The organism is Actinoplanes philippinensis (genome assembly GCF_900113015.1).
In the GTDB taxonomy this organism is placed as follows: Bacteria; Actinomycetota; Actinomycetes; order Mycobacteriales; family Micromonosporaceae; genus Actinoplanes; species Actinoplanes philippinensis.
In genome coordinates this window covers 276,138-292,837 of record NZ_FONV01000011.1, presented here as the reverse complement: position 1 = coordinate 292,837, position 16,700 = coordinate 276,138, and the positions used below count along the sequence as shown (strand labels likewise).

At 70.3% G+C, this 16,700-nt stretch carries 18 protein-coding genes; 9 read left to right on the top strand and 9 right to left on the bottom strand.

Going from position 1 to position 16,700, the window contains the following annotated elements:
- The first annotated feature begins 24 nt into the window (after window positions 1-24).
- Genes BM290_RS29535 through BM290_RS29520 form a run of 4 tightly spaced genes read left to right on the top strand, consistent with a single transcriptional unit; the run spans window position 25 to window position 4,528 of the window.
- On the top strand, window positions 25-1,332 hold the full coding sequence (locus BM290_RS29535) for a M16 family metallopeptidase (protein WP_093619176.1): 1,308 nt from the start codon (window positions 25-27) through the stop codon (window positions 1,330-1,332).
- Window positions 1,329-2,645, top strand: coding sequence for a M16 family metallopeptidase (locus BM290_RS29530; RefSeq protein ID WP_093619175.1), 1,317 nt, complete (start codon window positions 1,329-1,331; stop codon window positions 2,643-2,645). The genes BM290_RS29535 and BM290_RS29530 overlap by 4 nt, the downstream gene beginning before the upstream one ends.
- Window positions 2,642-3,589, top strand: coding sequence for an NAD(+) diphosphatase (nudC, locus tag BM290_RS29525; protein ID WP_093619174.1), 948 nt, complete (start codon window positions 2,642-2,644; stop codon window positions 3,587-3,589). Before BM290_RS29530 ends, nudC begins: the two co-directional genes overlap by 4 nt.
- A 57-nt stretch (window positions 3,590-3,646) precedes the next feature.
- Entirely contained in the window at window positions 3,647-4,528 is an 882-nt protein-coding gene (locus BM290_RS29520) for a phytanoyl-CoA dioxygenase family protein (protein ID WP_093619173.1), read from the top strand.
- A gap of 34 nt (window positions 4,529-4,562) precedes the next feature.
- On the opposite strand, the gene BM290_RS29515 is transcribed toward BM290_RS29520, so the two are convergent.
- Complete coding sequence (locus tag BM290_RS29515) at window positions 4,563-4,805, bottom strand: mycoredoxin (protein ID WP_093619172.1); 243 nt, start codon at window positions 4,803-4,805, stop codon at window positions 4,563-4,565.
- A gap of 83 nt (window positions 4,806-4,888) precedes the next feature.
- Here BM290_RS29515 and BM290_RS29510 point away from each other — a divergent pair, with 83 nt between their 5' ends.
- The 3 genes from BM290_RS29510 (at window position 4,889) to BM290_RS29500 (ending at window position 7,986) form a co-directional block, all read left to right on the top strand.
- A complete protein-coding gene (locus BM290_RS29510; protein ID WP_093619171.1) occupies window positions 4,889-7,027 on the top strand; it encodes an ATP-dependent DNA helicase UvrD2 in 2,139 nt (712 codons plus the stop codon).
- Window positions 7,028-7,145: 118 nt separating this feature from the next.
- Window positions 7,146-7,478, top strand: a complete 333-nt coding sequence (locus tag BM290_RS29505) for a hypothetical protein (RefSeq protein WP_143133998.1) — start codon at window positions 7,146-7,148, stop codon at window positions 7,476-7,478.
- Between the two features lie 145 nt (window positions 7,479-7,623).
- Window positions 7,624-7,986, top strand: a complete 363-nt coding sequence (locus BM290_RS29500; RefSeq protein WP_093619169.1) for a WhiB family transcriptional regulator — start codon at window positions 7,624-7,626, stop codon at window positions 7,984-7,986.
- A gap of 279 nt (window positions 7,987-8,265) precedes the next feature.
- On the opposite strand, the gene BM290_RS29490 is transcribed toward BM290_RS29500, so the two are convergent.
- The 7 genes from BM290_RS29490 to BM290_RS48660 all read right to left on the bottom strand — a co-directional run bounded on the left by BM290_RS29490 (window position 8,266) and on the right by BM290_RS48660 (window position 13,768).
- Window positions 8,266-9,093: a hypothetical protein gene (locus BM290_RS29490; RefSeq protein WP_093619167.1), complete on the bottom strand. Its 828-nt coding sequence runs from the start codon at window positions 9,091-9,093 to the stop codon at window positions 8,266-8,268.
- A gap of 15 nt (window positions 9,094-9,108) precedes the next feature.
- Window positions 9,109-9,609, bottom strand: a complete 501-nt coding sequence (locus BM290_RS29485) for a hypothetical protein (RefSeq protein WP_093619166.1) — start codon at window positions 9,607-9,609, stop codon at window positions 9,109-9,111.
- On the bottom strand, window positions 9,606-10,223 hold the full coding sequence (locus BM290_RS29480; RefSeq protein ID WP_093619165.1) for a hypothetical protein: 618 nt from the start codon (window positions 10,221-10,223) through the stop codon (window positions 9,606-9,608). The genes BM290_RS29485 and BM290_RS29480 overlap by 4 nt, the downstream gene beginning before the upstream one ends.
- Before the next feature lie 214 nt (window positions 10,224-10,437).
- Window positions 10,438-10,776 carry a hypothetical protein gene (locus BM290_RS29475; protein ID WP_093619164.1) on the bottom strand — a complete coding sequence of 113 codons (339 nt, stop codon included), beginning with the start codon at window positions 10,774-10,776 and terminating at the stop codon, window positions 10,438-10,440.
- Window positions 10,777-10,900: 124 nt separating this feature from the next.
- Window positions 10,901-12,247 (bottom strand): ABC1 kinase family protein, encoded by a 1,347-nt coding sequence (locus BM290_RS29470; RefSeq protein ID WP_093619163.1) that lies wholly within the window; start codon window positions 12,245-12,247, stop codon window positions 10,901-10,903.
- 27 nt (window positions 12,248-12,274) lie between these two features.
- Window positions 12,275-13,399 (bottom strand): hypothetical protein, encoded by a 1,125-nt coding sequence (locus tag BM290_RS29465; RefSeq protein WP_093619162.1) that lies wholly within the window; start codon window positions 13,397-13,399, stop codon window positions 12,275-12,277.
- A gap of 207 nt (window positions 13,400-13,606) precedes the next feature.
- Window positions 13,607-13,768, bottom strand: a complete 162-nt coding sequence (locus BM290_RS48660) for a DUF5679 domain-containing protein (RefSeq protein ID WP_170153756.1) — start codon at window positions 13,766-13,768, stop codon at window positions 13,607-13,609.
- 446 nt (window positions 13,769-14,214) lie between these two features.
- Between BM290_RS48660 and BM290_RS29460 the strand changes: the two genes are divergently transcribed.
- Both BM290_RS29460 and BM290_RS29455 read left to right on the top strand, forming a co-directional pair.
- Window positions 14,215-14,745: a M48 metallopeptidase family protein gene (locus BM290_RS29460; RefSeq protein ID WP_093619161.1), complete on the top strand. Its 531-nt coding sequence runs from the start codon at window positions 14,215-14,217 to the stop codon at window positions 14,743-14,745.
- Between the two features lie 113 nt (window positions 14,746-14,858).
- Window positions 14,859-15,455 carry a hypothetical protein gene (locus BM290_RS29455; protein WP_093619160.1) on the top strand — a complete coding sequence of 199 codons (597 nt, stop codon included), beginning with the start codon at window positions 14,859-14,861 and terminating at the stop codon, window positions 15,453-15,455.
- Window positions 15,456-15,464: 9 nt separating this feature from the next.
- On the opposite strand, the gene BM290_RS29450 is transcribed toward BM290_RS29455, so the two are convergent.
- On the bottom strand, window positions 15,465-16,700 hold the full coding sequence (locus BM290_RS29450; protein ID WP_093619159.1) for a zinc-dependent metalloprotease: 1,236 nt from the start codon (window positions 16,698-16,700) through the stop codon (window positions 15,465-15,467).

The window sequence follows — 16,700 nt, the reverse complement described above, 5'->3', positions numbered from 1 at the left end:
AGAAGTGTCCGCTAGATTCGTAGCGTGGCGCCCAAAATCAAGATCCCCGCGACGAAATACCCGGTCGAGCGGTTCACGCTCGGCAACGGTCTGCGCGTGGTCCTCTCCCCGGATCGCAGCGCCCCGGTGGTCGGTGTGGCCGTCGTCTACGACGTCGGCATCCGCAGCGAGCCGGAGGGCCGTACCGGTTTCGCCCACCTCTTCGAGCACCTGATGTTCCAGGGCTCGGAAAACCTGGAGAAGCTGGCGCACTTCCGCCACGTGCAGGGCGCGGGCGGCAGTTTCAACGGCTCCACCCACCTCGACTACACCGACTACTTCGAGGTGCTCCCGACCGGTGGCCTGGAGCGTGCGCTGTTCCTCGAGGCCGACCGGATGCGTGGTCCCCGGCTCACCGAGGAGAACCTGCGCAATCAGGTCGACGTGGTCAAGGAGGAGATCCGGGTCAACGTGCTGAACCGGCCGTACGGCGGGTTCCCGTGGCTGAAACTGCCACCGGTGATGTTCGGCACCTTCGCGAACGCGCACGACGGCTACGGGTCGTTCGAGGATCTGGAGAGCGCCACCGTCGAGGACGCGCAGGGCTTCTTCGACAGGTATTACGCCTGTGGCAACGCGGTGCTCTCGGTCGCCGGCGACTTCGACGTGGCCGAGGCGACCGCGATGATCGAGCGGCACTTCGGCGACGTCCCGGCCCGCCCGGCCCCGCAGCTGCCCGACTTCGACGAGCCCGACCTGAGCGGGGAGCGCCGCGAGTCGTACACCGATCGCATCGCCCCGCTGCCGGCCGTGGCCGCCGGATGGCGCGTGCCCGACCCGATCGGCACCTTCGAGGACTACCTGCCCTACGTGGTGCTCGCCGAGGTGCTCACCGACGGTGACGCGTCCCGGCTGGTCGAGCGCCTGGTCCAGCGCGACCGCACGGCCACCACCCTGGGCGGCTACATCGGCTTCATGGGCGACGAGTATCTGGTGCGCAACCCGACCGCGCTGCTTCTGCAGGCCCACATGCCCCCGGGCGGCGACGCCGACAAGGTGCTGCGCACCATCGACGAGGAGCTGGACCGGCTGGCCGCCGACGGCCTCAAGCCCGGCGAGCTGGACCGCACCCAGGCGCGGATGGCGACCCGCTCCCTGCACGGCACCGACGACGTGCTCGGCCGGGCCCAGCCGATGGCCGTCCTGGAGCTGCAGCGCGGCCGCCCCGGCCTGCTCAACGACCTGCCGAAGCTGATCAGCGAGGTGCGCGAGGAGCAGATCGTCGCCGCCGCGGCCACCCTGCGGCCGGAGCGCCGCGCCTCCGTCGAAGTGATCCCGGGAGCCTCCTCGTGACCAAGACCCTGCCCGACCTGGTGCCGGACGCCGAGCTGAACCTGCCGCGGGAGCGCGAGCGCACTCTGCCCAACGGTCTCACCGTGATCGCCATCCGGCGGTCCGCGGTGCCCCTGGTCGAGGTGCGGCTGCGGATCCCGTTCGGGCGGGCCCCGCTGGCCCCGGCCACCCTGCTCTCGCAGGCCCTCTTCACCGGCACCAGCGCCATGAACAGCATCGACATCGCCGCCGAGCTGCAGGCCGTCGGCGGCGGCCTGTCCGCCGGCCTCGACCCGGACCGGCTGCTGATCAGCGGCAACGCGCTCGCCGACGGTCTCGACCGGACGCTGGAGCTGCTCGCCTCGGTGCTGACCGACGCCACCTACCCGGTGGAGGAGGTGTCCACCGAGCGGGACCGGCTCGTCGACCACATCCAGGTCGCCCTCAGCCAGCCGGCGCACCTGGCCCGGGTGGCACTGCTCAAGCGGATGTACGGCACTCACCCGTACGCGGTGCAGACCCCGGAGCCCGACGAGATCCGGGCGTTGTCCCCCGAGCCGTTGCGCGACCTGCACGCCGCCCGGGTCCGTCCCGACGGCGCCGTGCTCGTGCTGGTCGGCGACATCGACCCGGACCAGGCCATCGACACCGCGGAGAAGATCCTCGGCGGCTGGTCGGGCAGCGCCGCCGACGGCAGCCTGCCGCCCACCCCGGCGCTGGAGACCGGCCCGCTGCTGCTCGTCGACCGGCCCGGCTCGGTGCAGTCGTCGCTGCGGCTCGCGCTGCCCGCGCTGACCCGTACCGATCCCGACTACGCCCCGCTCTACCTGGCGAACCTGGTGTTCGGCGGCTACTTCTCCTCCCGGTGGACCGAGAACATCCGGGAGGACAAGGGCTACACCTACGGGTCGTACTCGTCGATCGACCACTACGTCGCCGGTTCCGCCCTGGTCGCCGCCGCCGAGGTGGCCACCGAGGTGACCGGCCCGTCGCTGCTGGAGACGGTCTACGAGCTGGGCCGCATCGCCAGCCTCCCGCCCGGTGAGGAGGAGCTGGAGCAGGCCCGGCGGTATGCGCTCGGCACGCTCCGCCTCGGCATGTCCACCCAGGCCGGGCTCGCCGCTCTCGCCGGGATGTACGCCGGCTTCGGGCTCCGTCTCGACCACCTGCGGGAGTATTCCGCGGCGCTGTCCGCGGCCACCCGCGAGGAGGTCGCCGCCGCGGCCGCGAAGTATCTGGCCCCGTCCCGGGCGGTGACAGTGGTCCTCGGTGACGCCGAGAAGATCGAGTCGCAGTTGTCCGCCCTGACCGTCGTGGAGCGCAGCGCAGCGTGATCAGCTCCGAGAAGCCGAGTGGTCCTCCGCTCGCCCGTACCACCCTCGACCGTGCGGCCGAGCACCGCCGGGACGAGGAATGGCTCGCCGCCGCCTGGGATCGCGGCCAGGTCCTCGTCGTGGACCTGGCCAAGGGCGGCCGGGCCCTGGTCACCGACCGTCCCGACGGCGGCGCCGCCCTGACCCTGGTGCCGTCGTCGGCGGCGCCGGAGGCGGAGCGCTGGTTCCTCGGCGTCGGCCCGGACGGCACCCCGTACTGGGCCGTCGACGCCCCGCTGGAGACCCGGAACGGGGTCCGCGCGACCGGGCTGCGCGAGTCCGGGCACCTGCTCGACGATCTCGGCACCGGCCTGCTCACCACGGCGGTCGCGCTGGGCAACTGGCACCGCAGCCACCGCTACTCTCCGCGTACCGGGAAGCCGACCGAGGTGGTGGAGGCCGGCTGGGCGCGGGTCGACCCGGACGGCGTCATGATGTGGCCGCGGACCGACCCCGCGATGATCATCCTGGTGCATGACGGGGTGCCCGGCCCGCTCGGCCGCTGCCTGCTCGGCCACAACGCGGCCTGGCCGCCCCGGCCGGACGGGGGCCGGCGGTTCTCCTGCCTGGCCGGGTTCGTCGAGGCGGGCGAGTCGGCCGAGGCGGCGGTCGCCCGTGAGGTCTACGAGGAGGTGGGTATCGGCCTCTCCGAGATCCGGTACGAAGGGAGCCAGTCGTGGCCGTACCCCGGCTCGTTGATGCTCGGTTTTCACGGGATCGCCGATCCGGCTGAGCCGCTGACCCTGGACCCGGAGGAAATCGACGAGGCGCACTGGTTCACCAGGGAGGACGTCGGGAAGATGTTTTCCGGTGAGGGTTCGCAGTCGATTCCGATGAGTTCTTCGATCGCCTTCTATTTAATTGAGAAATGGCTGCTCGAGGATTCAGAAAATATTTCTGGTTAGTGGCAACCCGGCGGAGGTCTCATCGCGTCTTCCTTGCAAAAGACGAGAGGGGAACCGATGACTCAGGTGGAGGCGCCGGCGTGGACGCCGATGACCGCCGAGGAGCGGGAGGCGTTCGACCGGGACGGCTACATCGTCGTGCCGTCGGTGCTCAGCGAGAGCGAGATCGCGGTCGGTCGCGCCGCGATCCTGGGGTATTACGAGAAGCAGAAGTCCGAGGGCAGGCTGAGCGCGACCGGTGCCCTGCACCAGCTGTCGCCGATCGCGCACGTGCCCGAGCTGGCCTTCCTGATCGACCACCCCAAGGCTTTCAAGTACATCTGGTCGCTGCTCGGGTGGAACCTGCACATCTACCACTCGCACATCGACGTCCACCCGCAGCTGCACGAGAAGCAGAAGGAATGGTGGCACTGGCACCAGGACGGCGGCCGGCAGAACCGGGAGATCGAGACCGACCCGCGGCCGATGCTGTCGGTCAAGCTGGCGTACTGGTTCTCCGACGTGAGCGAGACCGGCCGGGGCAACTTCACCGTGCTGCCCGGCAGCCACAAGACCAACTGGCTGCCCGGCCCGCCGAGCCGCGGCGTCCCGTGGCCGCAGCCCGATGGCGCGACCCAGATCACGGCCAACGCGGGCGACCTGGTCGTCTTCGACCGGCGCATCTGGCACGCCCGGTCGGACAACTACTCCGACATCACCCGCGTCGGCGCGTTCTTCGGTTACACCCCGCGCTGGATCGCCATGCGTGACGAAAACGCCGACCTGCCGAACCGGCCGGAGTGGGCGGGCCTCAACGAGGTGCAGAAGCAGTTGCTCGGCGGATTCGGCAACGGTGACGGCGACCACCACTGGGGTCACTACCCGGAGACCACGCCGCTCTACGGGGCGCTCAAGGAGCGGGGCCTGCTCGACTCGAGCATCCCGGCGCTGATTCCGTAACGGTTCCGGGAGGGGCCGTGGCCCCTCCCGGAGATCATGCCGCGATCGCGGCGAGGTGCTGCTTGACCTGGACGATCGACGGGTTCGTCAGCGCCGAGCCGTCCGAGAACTTCAGGGTCGGCACCGTCTGGTTCCCGCCGTTCACGCTGCGCACGAACGCGGCCGAGGCCTCGTCCTGCTCGATGTCGACGACGTCGTAGGCGATGCCCTCCCGGTCGAGCTGCGACTTGAGGCGGTGGCAGTACCCACACCAGGACGTCGAGTACATGGTCAGCATCGGTCAGGGCTCCTTCGATACAGGTCACACGGCGGTGCGGCTGATAGGCACAACACCCCGCCGGGGTGTCATGATTCCCTACCGTGCGGACTGAAGGAGTGCTGGCCGGGCTCGACCCCGATCAGCGTACGGCGGTGACCGCGCCCGCCGGTCCGGTCTGCATCCTGGCCGGCGCCGGCACGGGCAAGACGCGCGCGGTCACCCACCGGATCGCGTATCGGACGATGTCCGGCGAGATCAGCCCCCGGCACGTGCTGGCGGTCACCTTCACGGCGCGAGCCGCCGCCGAGATGCGGGCCCGGCTCGGCGCGCTCGGCGCGGGCGGGGTGCAGGCCCGCACTTTCCACGCCGCCGCGCTGCGCCAGGTGCGCTATTTCGCCCCGCGCCTGCTCGAGGGCCGGCAGATGCCCGAGTTGGTGGAGAGCAAGGCCCGGCTGGTCGGCCTGGCGGCGGCCCGGGCCGGGGTCCGCGCCGACCGGACGGCCGCCCGCGACCTGGCCGGTGAGATCGAGTGGGCCAAGTCGTCCCTGGTCGAGCCGGGGGAGTATGCGGTGGCCGCGGCCAAGGCGCTGCGCGAGCCGCCGTACGAGCCGGCCCGGGTGGCCGAGGTGTTCGCCGCCTACGAGCAGCTCAAACGCCGGCAGGGCGTGATCGACTTCGAGGACCTGCTGCGCGCCGCGGTCTGGGGCATCGAGGAGCACCAGGACGTCGCCGACCAGATCCGCGCCCAGTACCGGCATTTCGTCGTCGACGAGTACCAGGACGTCAACCCGTTGCAGCAGCGGCTGCTGGACGCCTGGCTGGGCGGCCGGGACGACGTGACGGTGGTCGGCGACGCGAGCCAGACGATCTACTCGTTCACCGGCGCCACCTCGGCGTACCTCATCGATTTTCCCCGGCAGCGCCGCGGCGCCGTGGTGGTCCGGCTGGTCCGCGACTACCGCTCCACGCCGCAGGTGGTGGGCCTCGCCAACGCGGTGATCCGGCAGGCCCGCGGCACCGAGGCGAAACTGCGGCTGGAGCTGGTCGGTCAGCGGCCGCCCGGGCCCGAGCCGGAACTCAAGATCTTCCCGGACGAGCACGGCGAGGCGATAGCGGTGGCCCGCCGCTGCCGGGAGCTGATCGCGGCCGGCACTCCGGCGAGCGAGATCGCGGTCCTCTTCCGGACCAACGCGCAGTCGGAGACGTACGAGGAGGCGCTCGCCGACGCGGAGGTGCCCTACGTGGTCCGGGGCGCCGAGCGGTTCTTCGAGCGGGCCGAGGTGCGGCAGGCCATGATCGCGCTGCGAGCCGCCGTCCGGTCGATCCCGGGGGAGACGCCGCTCGTCGAGGCGGTCGTGGAGGCACTGGCGGCGACCGGGTGGAACCGGCATCATCCGCCACCCGGCGGCGCCGCACGCGAGCAGTGGGAGGCGCTGGCGGCCCTGGTGGCGCTCGCCGAGGAGTATGCGGCGTCGCCGGAGATCCTGCCGATCGGCGAGGCCGGGCGGGTTCAGCGGGAGGTCACGCTCGCGGCCTTCAACGACGAACTCGCCCGCCGTGCCGAGCAGCAGCACGCACCGACTGTGTCCGGAGTCACTCTGGCTTCGTTGCACTCGGCCAAAGGCCTCGAATGGGACGCGGTGTTCCTGGTGGGCCTCGCCGACGGCACTCTTCCGACGACGTACGCGAAGACGGCCGAACAATTGGAGGAGGAGCGCCGTCTGCTCTACGTCGGGGTGACCCGCGCCCGGCACGTGCTCTGGCTGTCGTACGGCCAATCGCGCTCCCCGGGCGGCCGGACCCGACGCCCGTGCCGGTTCCTTCCGCAGCTCACCCGTGGTGGCGCGGCCGAAACGCGGACCACCGAGCCGGGGCGGAAACCGGAGCGCAGGCGTCCTCAGGTGTCCTCCTGCCGGATCTGCGGCGCCACTCTGCTGGCCGGCGCCGACCGCAAGCTGGGCCGTTGCCCGACCTGTCCGTCCGACCTGGACGAGGACCTCCACGAGCGCCTCCTGGCGTGGCGCGCGAGCACCGCCGCACAGCTCAAAGTCCCTGCTTACGTGGTGTTCACGGATGCCACGTTGGTGGCCGTCGCGGAGCGCCGTCCGGCGGATCCGGCGCAGTTGCTCGCGATCGCCGGGATCGGCCCCCGCAAGCTGGGCCAGTACGGCGACGCGGTCTTCGCTCTGGTGGCCGGAGCGAGCCCAGATGATCTTGCGCCGAAAAACTTTGAAAACTAGTCCGTTAATTCGTTTGCCCTCTCGTGTAGGGCAGGCATAGCCTCAGGACACACCTTGGCGAGCAGTGGGTTCGCCGGGGTTCGACTACGAGTGCAACGCAATGGAGGAGGTGGCCACGATGAAGCTCGACATGCTGATGCACGCTCCGTCGATGCCGCTGAACCCTGCCTGCGCTCTGCCCGCCCTGCTGCCCGCCACCGCCGCCCCGGCGTGGATGGCCGCTGAGCGGACCCAGGTTGAGCTCGTCCGGGCCCTGCCGACCGCGGCAAGGCTCGTCCCGGCTCCGCGGGTGCACCAGGTCCCGGCCCAGGCCGAGTTGGGCAAATCGGCCCTGGTGCGCGTCGAGGGAAACAAGGGGACCACTGGCTTCAAGGGCAGCAACATCACCATCTCCAGCAAGCGCTACACGGATGGTGGCAGCGGTGTCCCGCCTCGAGGAAGGCCGGTCTGACAAACAGACCACCGGCTCACCTCGAGGCCGCGGAACCCCTAACCGGGATCCGCGGCCTCAAATTTTTTGCCGGCACACCAGCCGGTTGTAGGACCTGGAAACGCGATCCAGAAGATCGAGAAGAAGAGAGAGGTGACCGGGCTTTATGAGTCTGGCGCTGGCCCCGATCGACATGACCGTCGACCTCGAGGCAAACCTGCCCTGTCGGAAGTTCGACCCGGACATGTGGTTCTCCGACTCCCCGGCCCAGCTGGAGCTGGCCAAGTCGCTCTGCGGGGACTGCCCGCTGCGCGCCGAGTGCCTGGCCGGTGCGGTCGACCGTGCGGAGCCCTGGGGTGTCTGGGGTGGCGAGATCTTCGAGCGTGGCGCTGTCGTCCCGCGCAAGCGGCCCCGTGGCCGTCCGCGTAAGGCCGACGTCGCTCGCGACGCCGAGCTGGCTGTCGAGGTGGAGGAGCGCCTCGCCGCCAACGGTCTCGACACTCGCAGCTCGGTTCGACTGGCTGCATGAGATGACCACCCTCCCCGTGACCGAGATCGAGATCCGAAAGCCGAGAACCGAGATGACTTCGAACGGAGACACCAAGATGAGACTCATCCAAGAAGCGTTGTCGAGGGCCCGAATGCCTCGGCCTCAGCGTGACCGTGCACCTGAGGCTTACCGCTCCGCCCGCCGCATCACGATGGACGCCCGCAGCCGGACGTCCCGTGAGCTCGGCGCCGGACTCTGACAACCGTCAACGATGAGAAACGGCCCGTCCGCCGATGCGGACGGGCCGTTCCCGTTGTCCTAGTTGTAGGGTGCGCCGGAGCTCAATACCGGCCTCGGCAGGTCGAAGTCGCAGTGAATGGTGACCAGCGTGCGGTCGAGATCCGCCTCGGCGGGGATGTCGGTCTGCGTCATCGCAGCTCGCTGGCCGTCGTGATGCCCGGTCGCGCAGACGTCGAGTGGCGGCGAGTTGTCCAGGCTGCCGCCGATCACCCGATCGCTGCTGTCCCGGAACACCAGGGACACCCCGCGTGACTTCAGATCAGCGCAGTTCTCGGAGTCGGCGCTGAACGACACCTCACCCTGGCCGTCGATCGTTCGCCGGCCCGAGCCTTTCGTCATCGTGGCGGTGACGCGGCCCAGCCCGGTGGAACCGTCGCCGCGGCTCAGCCAGCTCGCGCCCCGGAGGGTGACGGCGAGGGAGTCGATGGTGCTCTCGGTCCCGGGCCGGAGCAGGTTGGCGTTACCGACGGCAACGGTGGCGCCGGGGCCGATCAGCGGGATCACCTGGGTTCGGAGCGGCTGGTCGTCGTCAGCGATGACGGTACGGCCGGCGGCATCGAGTGCGTCGAAGGTCACCAGGGTCCGGTAAGCGACCCGCTCAGTCTCGTTACGCAGGACAACGCCCATGCTGACCTTGGGGTCGTTGGAGCCGACCACAGTGTGTCCCGCCTCGATGATCCGGATCCCGGAGGTCGGCTCGGCCGACTGCGACGACGGTGGGGACAGCAGGCGGCAGCCGGTCGTTCCGTCCGGGGAGTTCGTCAGCCGGGATCGATAGACCACCGTCCCGGCCGCGATGGCGAGGACTGCGGCCGTGGCCGCCGCCCACCACTGCTTGCGATGCATGTCGCCGAGCTCCTGTCAGCCGTAGATGGAGTCCTTCAACTGGGCGATCTTCCGGTACTGGTCCTGGATCAGTTCTGAGACGGTCCGTTCGACAGCCGCGATGAACTCGTGCTCGCTCAGCGTGTGGACGGTTCCTGGGCGGATCAACACGGTCCAGCTGCGCATTCCTTCGACGGAGAATACGATCCGACCGTCCGGGGTGGAGGCGGTCGCGACCAGCCCGTCCCGATTCTCGCGGTAGGTGATGTCCCGAGGACTGATAGCCGGGCTCTCCGCCGTGATCGGCCGTCCGCTGTGTCGGCTGAGGATCCGCCAATACTCACGCGTGCGAGCGACCCAGAGCAGCTTCGCCAAGGACCGGAGTCCGCGTTCGAGATCGGTGTCCCGGCACTGCTCGTACCATCCGGGTGCGAAGCTCAACGCGATGCCGTCGCGGCCGTGCAACGCGGCGCTCATCTCATGGTTCGGTGTGCTGACCTGTACCCGCATGGCCTGCAGCCGCTCACCGAGACTCACGTGTGCTCACCCAGCCCGAGCTTCGTGGTGAGGCTCGCCCGGCTCACATCGACCAGGGTGGGACGCGCTGACACGAACAGCGAGCCGCCTCCGATCATCGCGTGCATCTCGGGTGGATCCTCTTTGGGAACATCACCGGCTGCGGCCGCGGTGGACCCGGCGAAAGTCAGTGCCAGTGCGGCGCCGGCACCGCCCGCCGACAGTGACGCCGCTGCCGCGCCCACCGCGAAGACCGAGGCTACGACAGTCAGATAGAACGTCTGTTCATTCGAGGTGCACTCGTTCACGGTTTCGAGGGCATCGATGGGGTGGTGCGCGATGTCATCGACGTTGCGGCGGCATTCGTCCCAGAGCGCCTTCTCCGCCGCGATGGCGCCAGCCATGATCGACAGAATGCTGAACTGGTTCGCCGTGACGGCGGGCCAGGGCTCGACGCCGGTGTCTTTGAACAGCTCAGCGGCATTTCCCTGCCACGTCTCCATGGCCTGAGAGACGCGCTCCATCTTGTTCATCTCAGGACTGACCCGGACGATCCGGCCGTGCACCGGATCGGTCGTGCTACCGGCGGATCCGGTCGCGATCATCTCCGCTGCGATGAACCACCGCTCGTACATCGCGCCCAGAGTGGGAATGTCCGGCAGGTAGAGGAAGGGTTGAACATGGCGGCGGTGCCGGCATACTTCGCTCGGGCGTTGTTCAGTAGATGATCGACGTGTTCCCCACCGGGAATGGCCCGCCCGCTGACGAATCGTGTCCCGAATTTCTTCAAGGACTCCGTGGCCGCCAGCTCCTCTATGCGGGCCGCGTGCTGTTGCAGCTCCTCGTAACTCATCGAGGACCCGCCCCGTTCTTCGCATCCTCGATCCGGCCGCGCTCGGCCTCGAAGGCCACGGCGTTGTCACGGTCGGCGCCGGCATACAACTCCGATGCGAGGATCAGGACGTCAGCCGTGGCGCTGAGATTCTCTGAGGTGGTGCGGAGAACCCTGATCGCCTCGTCAGTCAGCGCCTGCCAGGCGGCATGGAACGGACCGTAGGGGCCACCGAGCATCGGGTCCCGTCCGAGAGCGGAGAGCCCCGGCTCGGCCCGCAGGATCTCAGTGACGACGGCGCCGTACCGTGCCGCCAGGGGTTTGAGCTGATACTCGCCCGCCTGCCAGAGCTTCACGCAGTCAGCGACGAGTCTCCCGTCGGCAGTCCCTATGGCATGTCCCTCGCTCGCGTGGGCCGGCTCGCTCCTCATCGGTGCGTACACCGAGAAGGTCGAGCACGTTCACTCGAGCGGATTTGCGTCAGGGGACGGGAGCGAAGCCCGGCAACCACTTCTCCAAGATCTCGCGATAAGCGGCCTCCGCCTCCAGTTGACTGAGGACACCGATCGAGCCCAGCGTCACACGGTGGATCAGCAGGTAGGACGGTGGCAGGTTGAGTTTGCGGCTCAACGCGTACGCCGGCCCGCGCGGATTGGCCAGCCGGGCCGCCTCGTTGCGGATCCAGCTGCGGGTGAAGCGGAACCGGTCGACGGCGACCGGCTCGATCATCGGGAGGAGGAAGTCGAGCAGCGCCTGGGCGTCGATGTCGTCGGTCGCCTTGACGAAACCCTCCTCGCGCAGGCCGTCGACGACCGCCTGCGCCTCGCCGTCCAGGGCGAGCCGGACCAGGCGGCCGATCGGCTCGGGGTGGCCCTCCGGGAGGCGGGCGACGGCGCCGAAGTCGATCACGCCGAGGCGGCCGTCCGGCAGGATCCGGAAGTTGCCGGGGTGCGGGTCGGCGTGCAGCAGCCCGGCCCGGCTGGGCGCGGAGAAATGCAGGATCGCCATCAGCCGGCCGGCCTCGTCCCGCTCGGCCTGGGTGCCGTCGGCGATGACCGCGGACAGCGGGGTGCCGTCGACCCACTCGGTCACCAGGATCTGCGGTGCGGACGCCACCACACGCGGCACGAAGATCTCCGGATCGTCCTGGAAGGCGGCCGCGAACGTGCGCTGCGTCTCCGCCTCCATCTCGTAGTCGAGCTCCTCGACGATCCGGTCACGAAGCTCGGCGATCAGCGGTTTCATGTCCATGCCGGGCTGAATGATCTTGAACATCCCGGCCAGCCGGGAGAGCTGTTTCAGATCGGCGACCAGGGCGTCGCCGGCGCCCGGATACTGCACCTTGACGGCGACCGGCAGCAGTTTCGGTTTCGCGTTGCGCCGGGCCGGTGGCAGTTTCCAGACCGCCCGGTGCACCTGGCCGATGCTGGCGGCGGCGGCCGGGCTGTCGTCGAACTCGGCGAACAGGTCCCGCCAGTCCGGCCCGAGCTGCTCGGTCAGCGCCTTGTGCACGTTGGCCACCGGCATCGGCGGCGCCGCTTCCTGCAGCTTGGTCAGGGCCTGCCGATACGGCCCGGCCATCTCGTCGGGGAGGGCCGCCTCGAAGACCGACAGGGCCTGACCGAATTTCATCGCCCCGCCCTTGAGCTGCCCCAGCACGCTGAAGAGTTGCTCGGCGGTCCGCTGCTGGATGTCGGCGGAGATGACGTCGGAGGCGATGCCGACGGCCCGCTTGCCGAGGCCCAGCGCGGCTCTCCCGGCGAAACCGAGGGGAAGGGCGGCGAGCTTTGCTGTCCGGGACGCGGCGCGGCGCGGTATGTCCGTCACCAGATCATTGTGACCGACGGCTCCCCCTTACCCGGCCCGTCGCAAGGTGGTTTGGTGGTTATGCGGTGAAGGTCCGGTGAAGGTTGGCCTCCGCCGACGCTGCTGGCACGCGCAGGCGGGGTGTGCGGCCCAGGTGCGACGACGGAAACGGCCGGGAGTGGAGATCTCCACGGCTGCGCCGAGAGTCTCCGGGGCGCCGCCGTCCAGAAACGTGAGGACCTCCCCGGTCGCGTAGGCGGTGGCGGCCAGCAGGGTGGCCACGGTGCACGGCTCGGCGCCGCCCGCCGCGGCCGCCCGGGACCCGCTCCAGCCGCCGTCTCGCTCGCGTCGGTGCAGGTCGACGCAGTGCAGGCAGGGGCCGCCGGTGGCCGGCACGAGAGGGCCGATCACGGCCGCGCCGTCGCGGATCGCGATCGCCAGATGAGGCTGACGCCGCGCGGCGAATCCGGCGGCGAGGAGGGCGGGCGGCTCGTCGTGGGCGAGTTGCACGACCAGGGACGCGGGGGTACGCCGAATCGGGTGCACGCCCGTGCCGGGAGCGGCCCGCTGGATCGCGGTCTCCACGGCGACCCGTCTCGGCGTGCCGACGTCCTCCGGCCGGAGCGGGGAACCGGTGATCTCGGCCGCCCCGACCACGCCGGACAGCTCCGGATGCACGTGACCGACACCCGCCTCGGCCAGCGCCACCGCGACGGTGGCGCCGAGCCGCCCGCGACCGCTGACCACCACCCGGGCCGACCGGCGGCGCCGCAGCACGCGAGCCGGTGTGGACCCGTCGGCGCGCCGGGCGCGGGGGCCGGCCGAGCCGAGGGCGAGCGCCGCCGCCTCGCAGGTCAGCCGGTGCCGGGTGGCGGCGGACAGCGCCGGGGGCAGCAGCGCGGGGGAGGGCAGCACGAGCCCCGCCGCGTGGAGCAGGTCCAGGAGGGCGAGCGTCTCGGCGGCGGGCACGCCCAGGTCGGCCGCTCGGGCCAGGACGAGCCGCTCGGAGTGCCGGCCGTCGAGCAGGTCGAGCACCCCGGCGGCGCGTGGATCGGGCAGCTGCAGGACCACGCCGTGCTCGGGGTCGAGGCCGAGCTGCAGCTCGCCGGGGCCGCGCCAGAATCGGGGGAGCCCCGGGATGAGGATGGGCCGGGGCAGGGGTGTCCTGGTCATGAGTGACAGGGTGTCATCGCAAAGCTGCGGAGCGATGATGTTATCCACAGGCCCTCACTGCCCTGGCGAGGGTTGTCCACAGCTTTGCGCGAGTTATCCACAGGTGCTCGTGTGGCTCACTTGACTCAACGTGTCTGAGTGACCACGGTTACGGGTGGAGCCTGCCGGGGAGGGCGGCCGTCTCCGGCTGTCCTCCCCGGATCTCGTTCACGCCTTGGCCTTGCCCAGGATGCGGTTCATCGTGGTGCCGCAGACCGGGCACTTGCCCTTGGCCATGTTCATGCCGGTCTTGGAGACCGCCACCTCGCCCTGGAAGTCGCGCTTCTCCTTGCACTTCACGCAGTAGCCGTTGTATGTGTTGTCGGCCACGGTTCCTCCTCGTCGTTTCGTCGGCCGCCCGGCCCGGTGCCCTGTTGCGGCGGCGGGCGCGAACCTGCCACGCGGATGTGGCCACCCGTCCGGGGCGGTCACTTACCCAGGTCAGGCCGGTTCCATGTCAGCGCAGCGTCGGCGGTGTCGCCGACGACGTGAGTGTGCCGGTCCTGCGTACCCTTTTTGGCCAGTTTTGCCGGGACACGCCGACGATTCCCATCGTAAAGGCATAAAACGGACAGAAATGTCGGTTGGGCGTCTGAGTCGACGATGGTCTAGGTTGACGGGTGTCACCGATGTTGCCGGTGGGGAAATTTTTTTCGGGTATATGCGGGCGAAGTGCTCATATACCGCGACCGTCATTGTCCGTACTCTTGCGGTAACCGGGGTGCGGCGGATTAGCGTCTCAATGTGAACCCGAATCTGGGCCGCGCGAGCCGGTAATGGCCCGCGTGCGCAAGCCTGTCGTGGAAGTGCGGCGCAGCCAGCGTCGGCGACGGACGGTGTCCGCCTATCGCGACGGCGAGCGAGTCGTGGTGCTCATCCCGGACCGCTTCTCCCGTGCGGAGGAGACGGAGTGGGTCGAGCGCATGCTCGCCCGCCTGGAAGCTCGCGAGGAGCGGCTACGGTGCACCGACGCCGAGCTGCTGGCCCGCGCCCGCCGCCTGATCAACCGGTACCTGGCCGATCACGCCGACCGGGCGGTCCCGGCGAGTGTGCGCTGGGTGACGAACCAGAACGGGCGCTGGGGCTCCTGCACTCCCGACGACGCGACGATCCGGATCTCGCACCGCATCCAGGAGATGCCCGATTGGGTCATCGACTACGTGCTCCTGCACGAGCTGGCGCACCTCATCGTGCCCAGCCACAACACCCGCTTCTGGGACCTTGTCAACCGCTTCCCCAAGGCCGAGCGGGCCCGCGGCTACCTGGAGGGTGTCTCGGCCGCCGGCACCCTGGTGATGGCCGAATAAGATCAGGCGCGGCGAGCGCCCCGCGACCCGGTCACCGATGATCCGGCGCCTTCGGCGATCGCGGGGGTACGCCGTGAGCACCCACCCGCGAGCACGCTGAGTAGGGTGACGCTGTGACGCGGCGTGTAGTGGTGACGATGCTGGTCCCGGTGCCGTGGAGCCCACCCGGCGTCGACCTGCGGGCCTGGCGGGCCGCGATGGCCGAGGACGTGGTCGACCTGCTGGCCCGGCTGGCGCAGGCCGAGGCCGCTATCGCCGCCACCCCGGACGACCGGGCGCTGGCCGAGGAGATCGCCTGGCCGGGCATGCGGATCTACGAGATCGACGCCCCGACGGTGCTGCCGATTTTCGCCGCGGCCGCCGCGGACGGCTTCGACCAGGCCGCCGTGATCGCCGGGGACGCTCCGGACGTACCCGGAATGACCTTGGGAAAGCTCCTGCGGCCCCTGGACGCCAAGGCCGTGGCAGTGGCCCCCGCAGGCCCCGCCGGGGGCCTCTTCGGTGTCGCCGCCGGTCTCCCCGCGCCGGACTGGCTGGCCGACCACGACCTGGACACCGCCTCCGCGCAGTCGCTGCGCAGGACGGCGCCGGCGCCCGGCGACGTCACCTCGACCCCGCCGTGGCGGCGGCTGCGCGGCCCGGCCGACCTGGCCGGGCTCGACCCCGCCCTGGAGGGCTGGGACAACACCCGGGCCCTCCTCGGCGGCTGATCGTGCCGGTCAGTCCTCTTTCGGGCCCTCGCCCAGGTTGTCCAGCTCGCTGATGTCCCAGTCGGACCGGGTGCGGGCGAACGCCTCCGGGTCGGCGAAGTCCTCATCGGTGGGCAGCAGGTCCGGGTGGTCCCAGAGAGCGTCCCGGCCGGGGATGCCGCGGTGCTCGGTGACGGCGGTCCACAGGGCGCCGGCCTCGCGCAGGCGACGCGGCCGCAGCTCCAGGCCCACCAGGGCCGCGAAGGTCTGCTCGGCCGGGCCACCGGCGGCCCGGCGACGGCGGAACGCCTCACCGAGCGGCACCACCGACGGCAGCCGGTCGCCGGCCGCGGCGTCGACCACCTGGCCCACCCAGCCCTCGACCAGCGCGAGCGCGGTCTCCAGCCGGGCCAGGCCCGCTTTCTGCTGCGGGGTGTCCTCGGGAGTGAAGATGCCCTCGAGCGCCATGGCCTGCATCGACTCCGGATCGGTCGGGTCGACGCGGCTCATCGCCTCCTCGATCGCCTCCCGATTGACCGTGATGCCGCTCGCGTAGGTCTCGACGGCGCTCAGCACATGCGCGCGCAGCCACGGGACGTGCCCGAAGAGCCGCTGGTGGGCGGCCTCGCGCAGCGCCACATACAGCCGGACCTGGTCCTCGGGGAGCTCGAGGCCCGAACCGTACGCCTTGATGTTGGCCGGAACGAGCGCGGCGGTGCCGGCCGGGCCCAGCGGGAGCCCGATGTCGCCGGCCGAGAGGACCTCGGCGGCGAGCTGGCCGAACGCCTGCCCGAGCTGACCGCCGAAGAGCGCCCCGCCGAGGGTGGCGACCATCGACTGCATCGGGCCGAGCTGGAGCCGGGCCTCCTCGGGCACCAGGTCGCCCATGGCCCCCACCATGCGGCCGGCGATCGGCTCGCACAGTTTCTTCCAGACGTCGAGAGTGTTGTAGATCCACTCGTTGCGGTTCCACGCGACGGACTTGTGGATGCCGCTGGGGAGCGCGCACACCGGATCGAGCCAGAGGTCGGCGAGGCGCAGAGCCTCCTCGACCTGGTGGCGCTCCAGCATGTTCACCGCGGGGTCACCGGCCGCCGAGAGCTGGCTGGCGGCGACCTGACGGGCCAGGTCCCAGTTGACCGGGCCACTGCCGGGCGCGGCGAACATCTGCTGCAGCTGCGCCATGAACTGCTGCATCTGCTGCGGGTCGGAGGGGTCGGGCGGCTGCGCGCCCGGCAGGGAGAAGCCGAACGGGATATCAGGCAC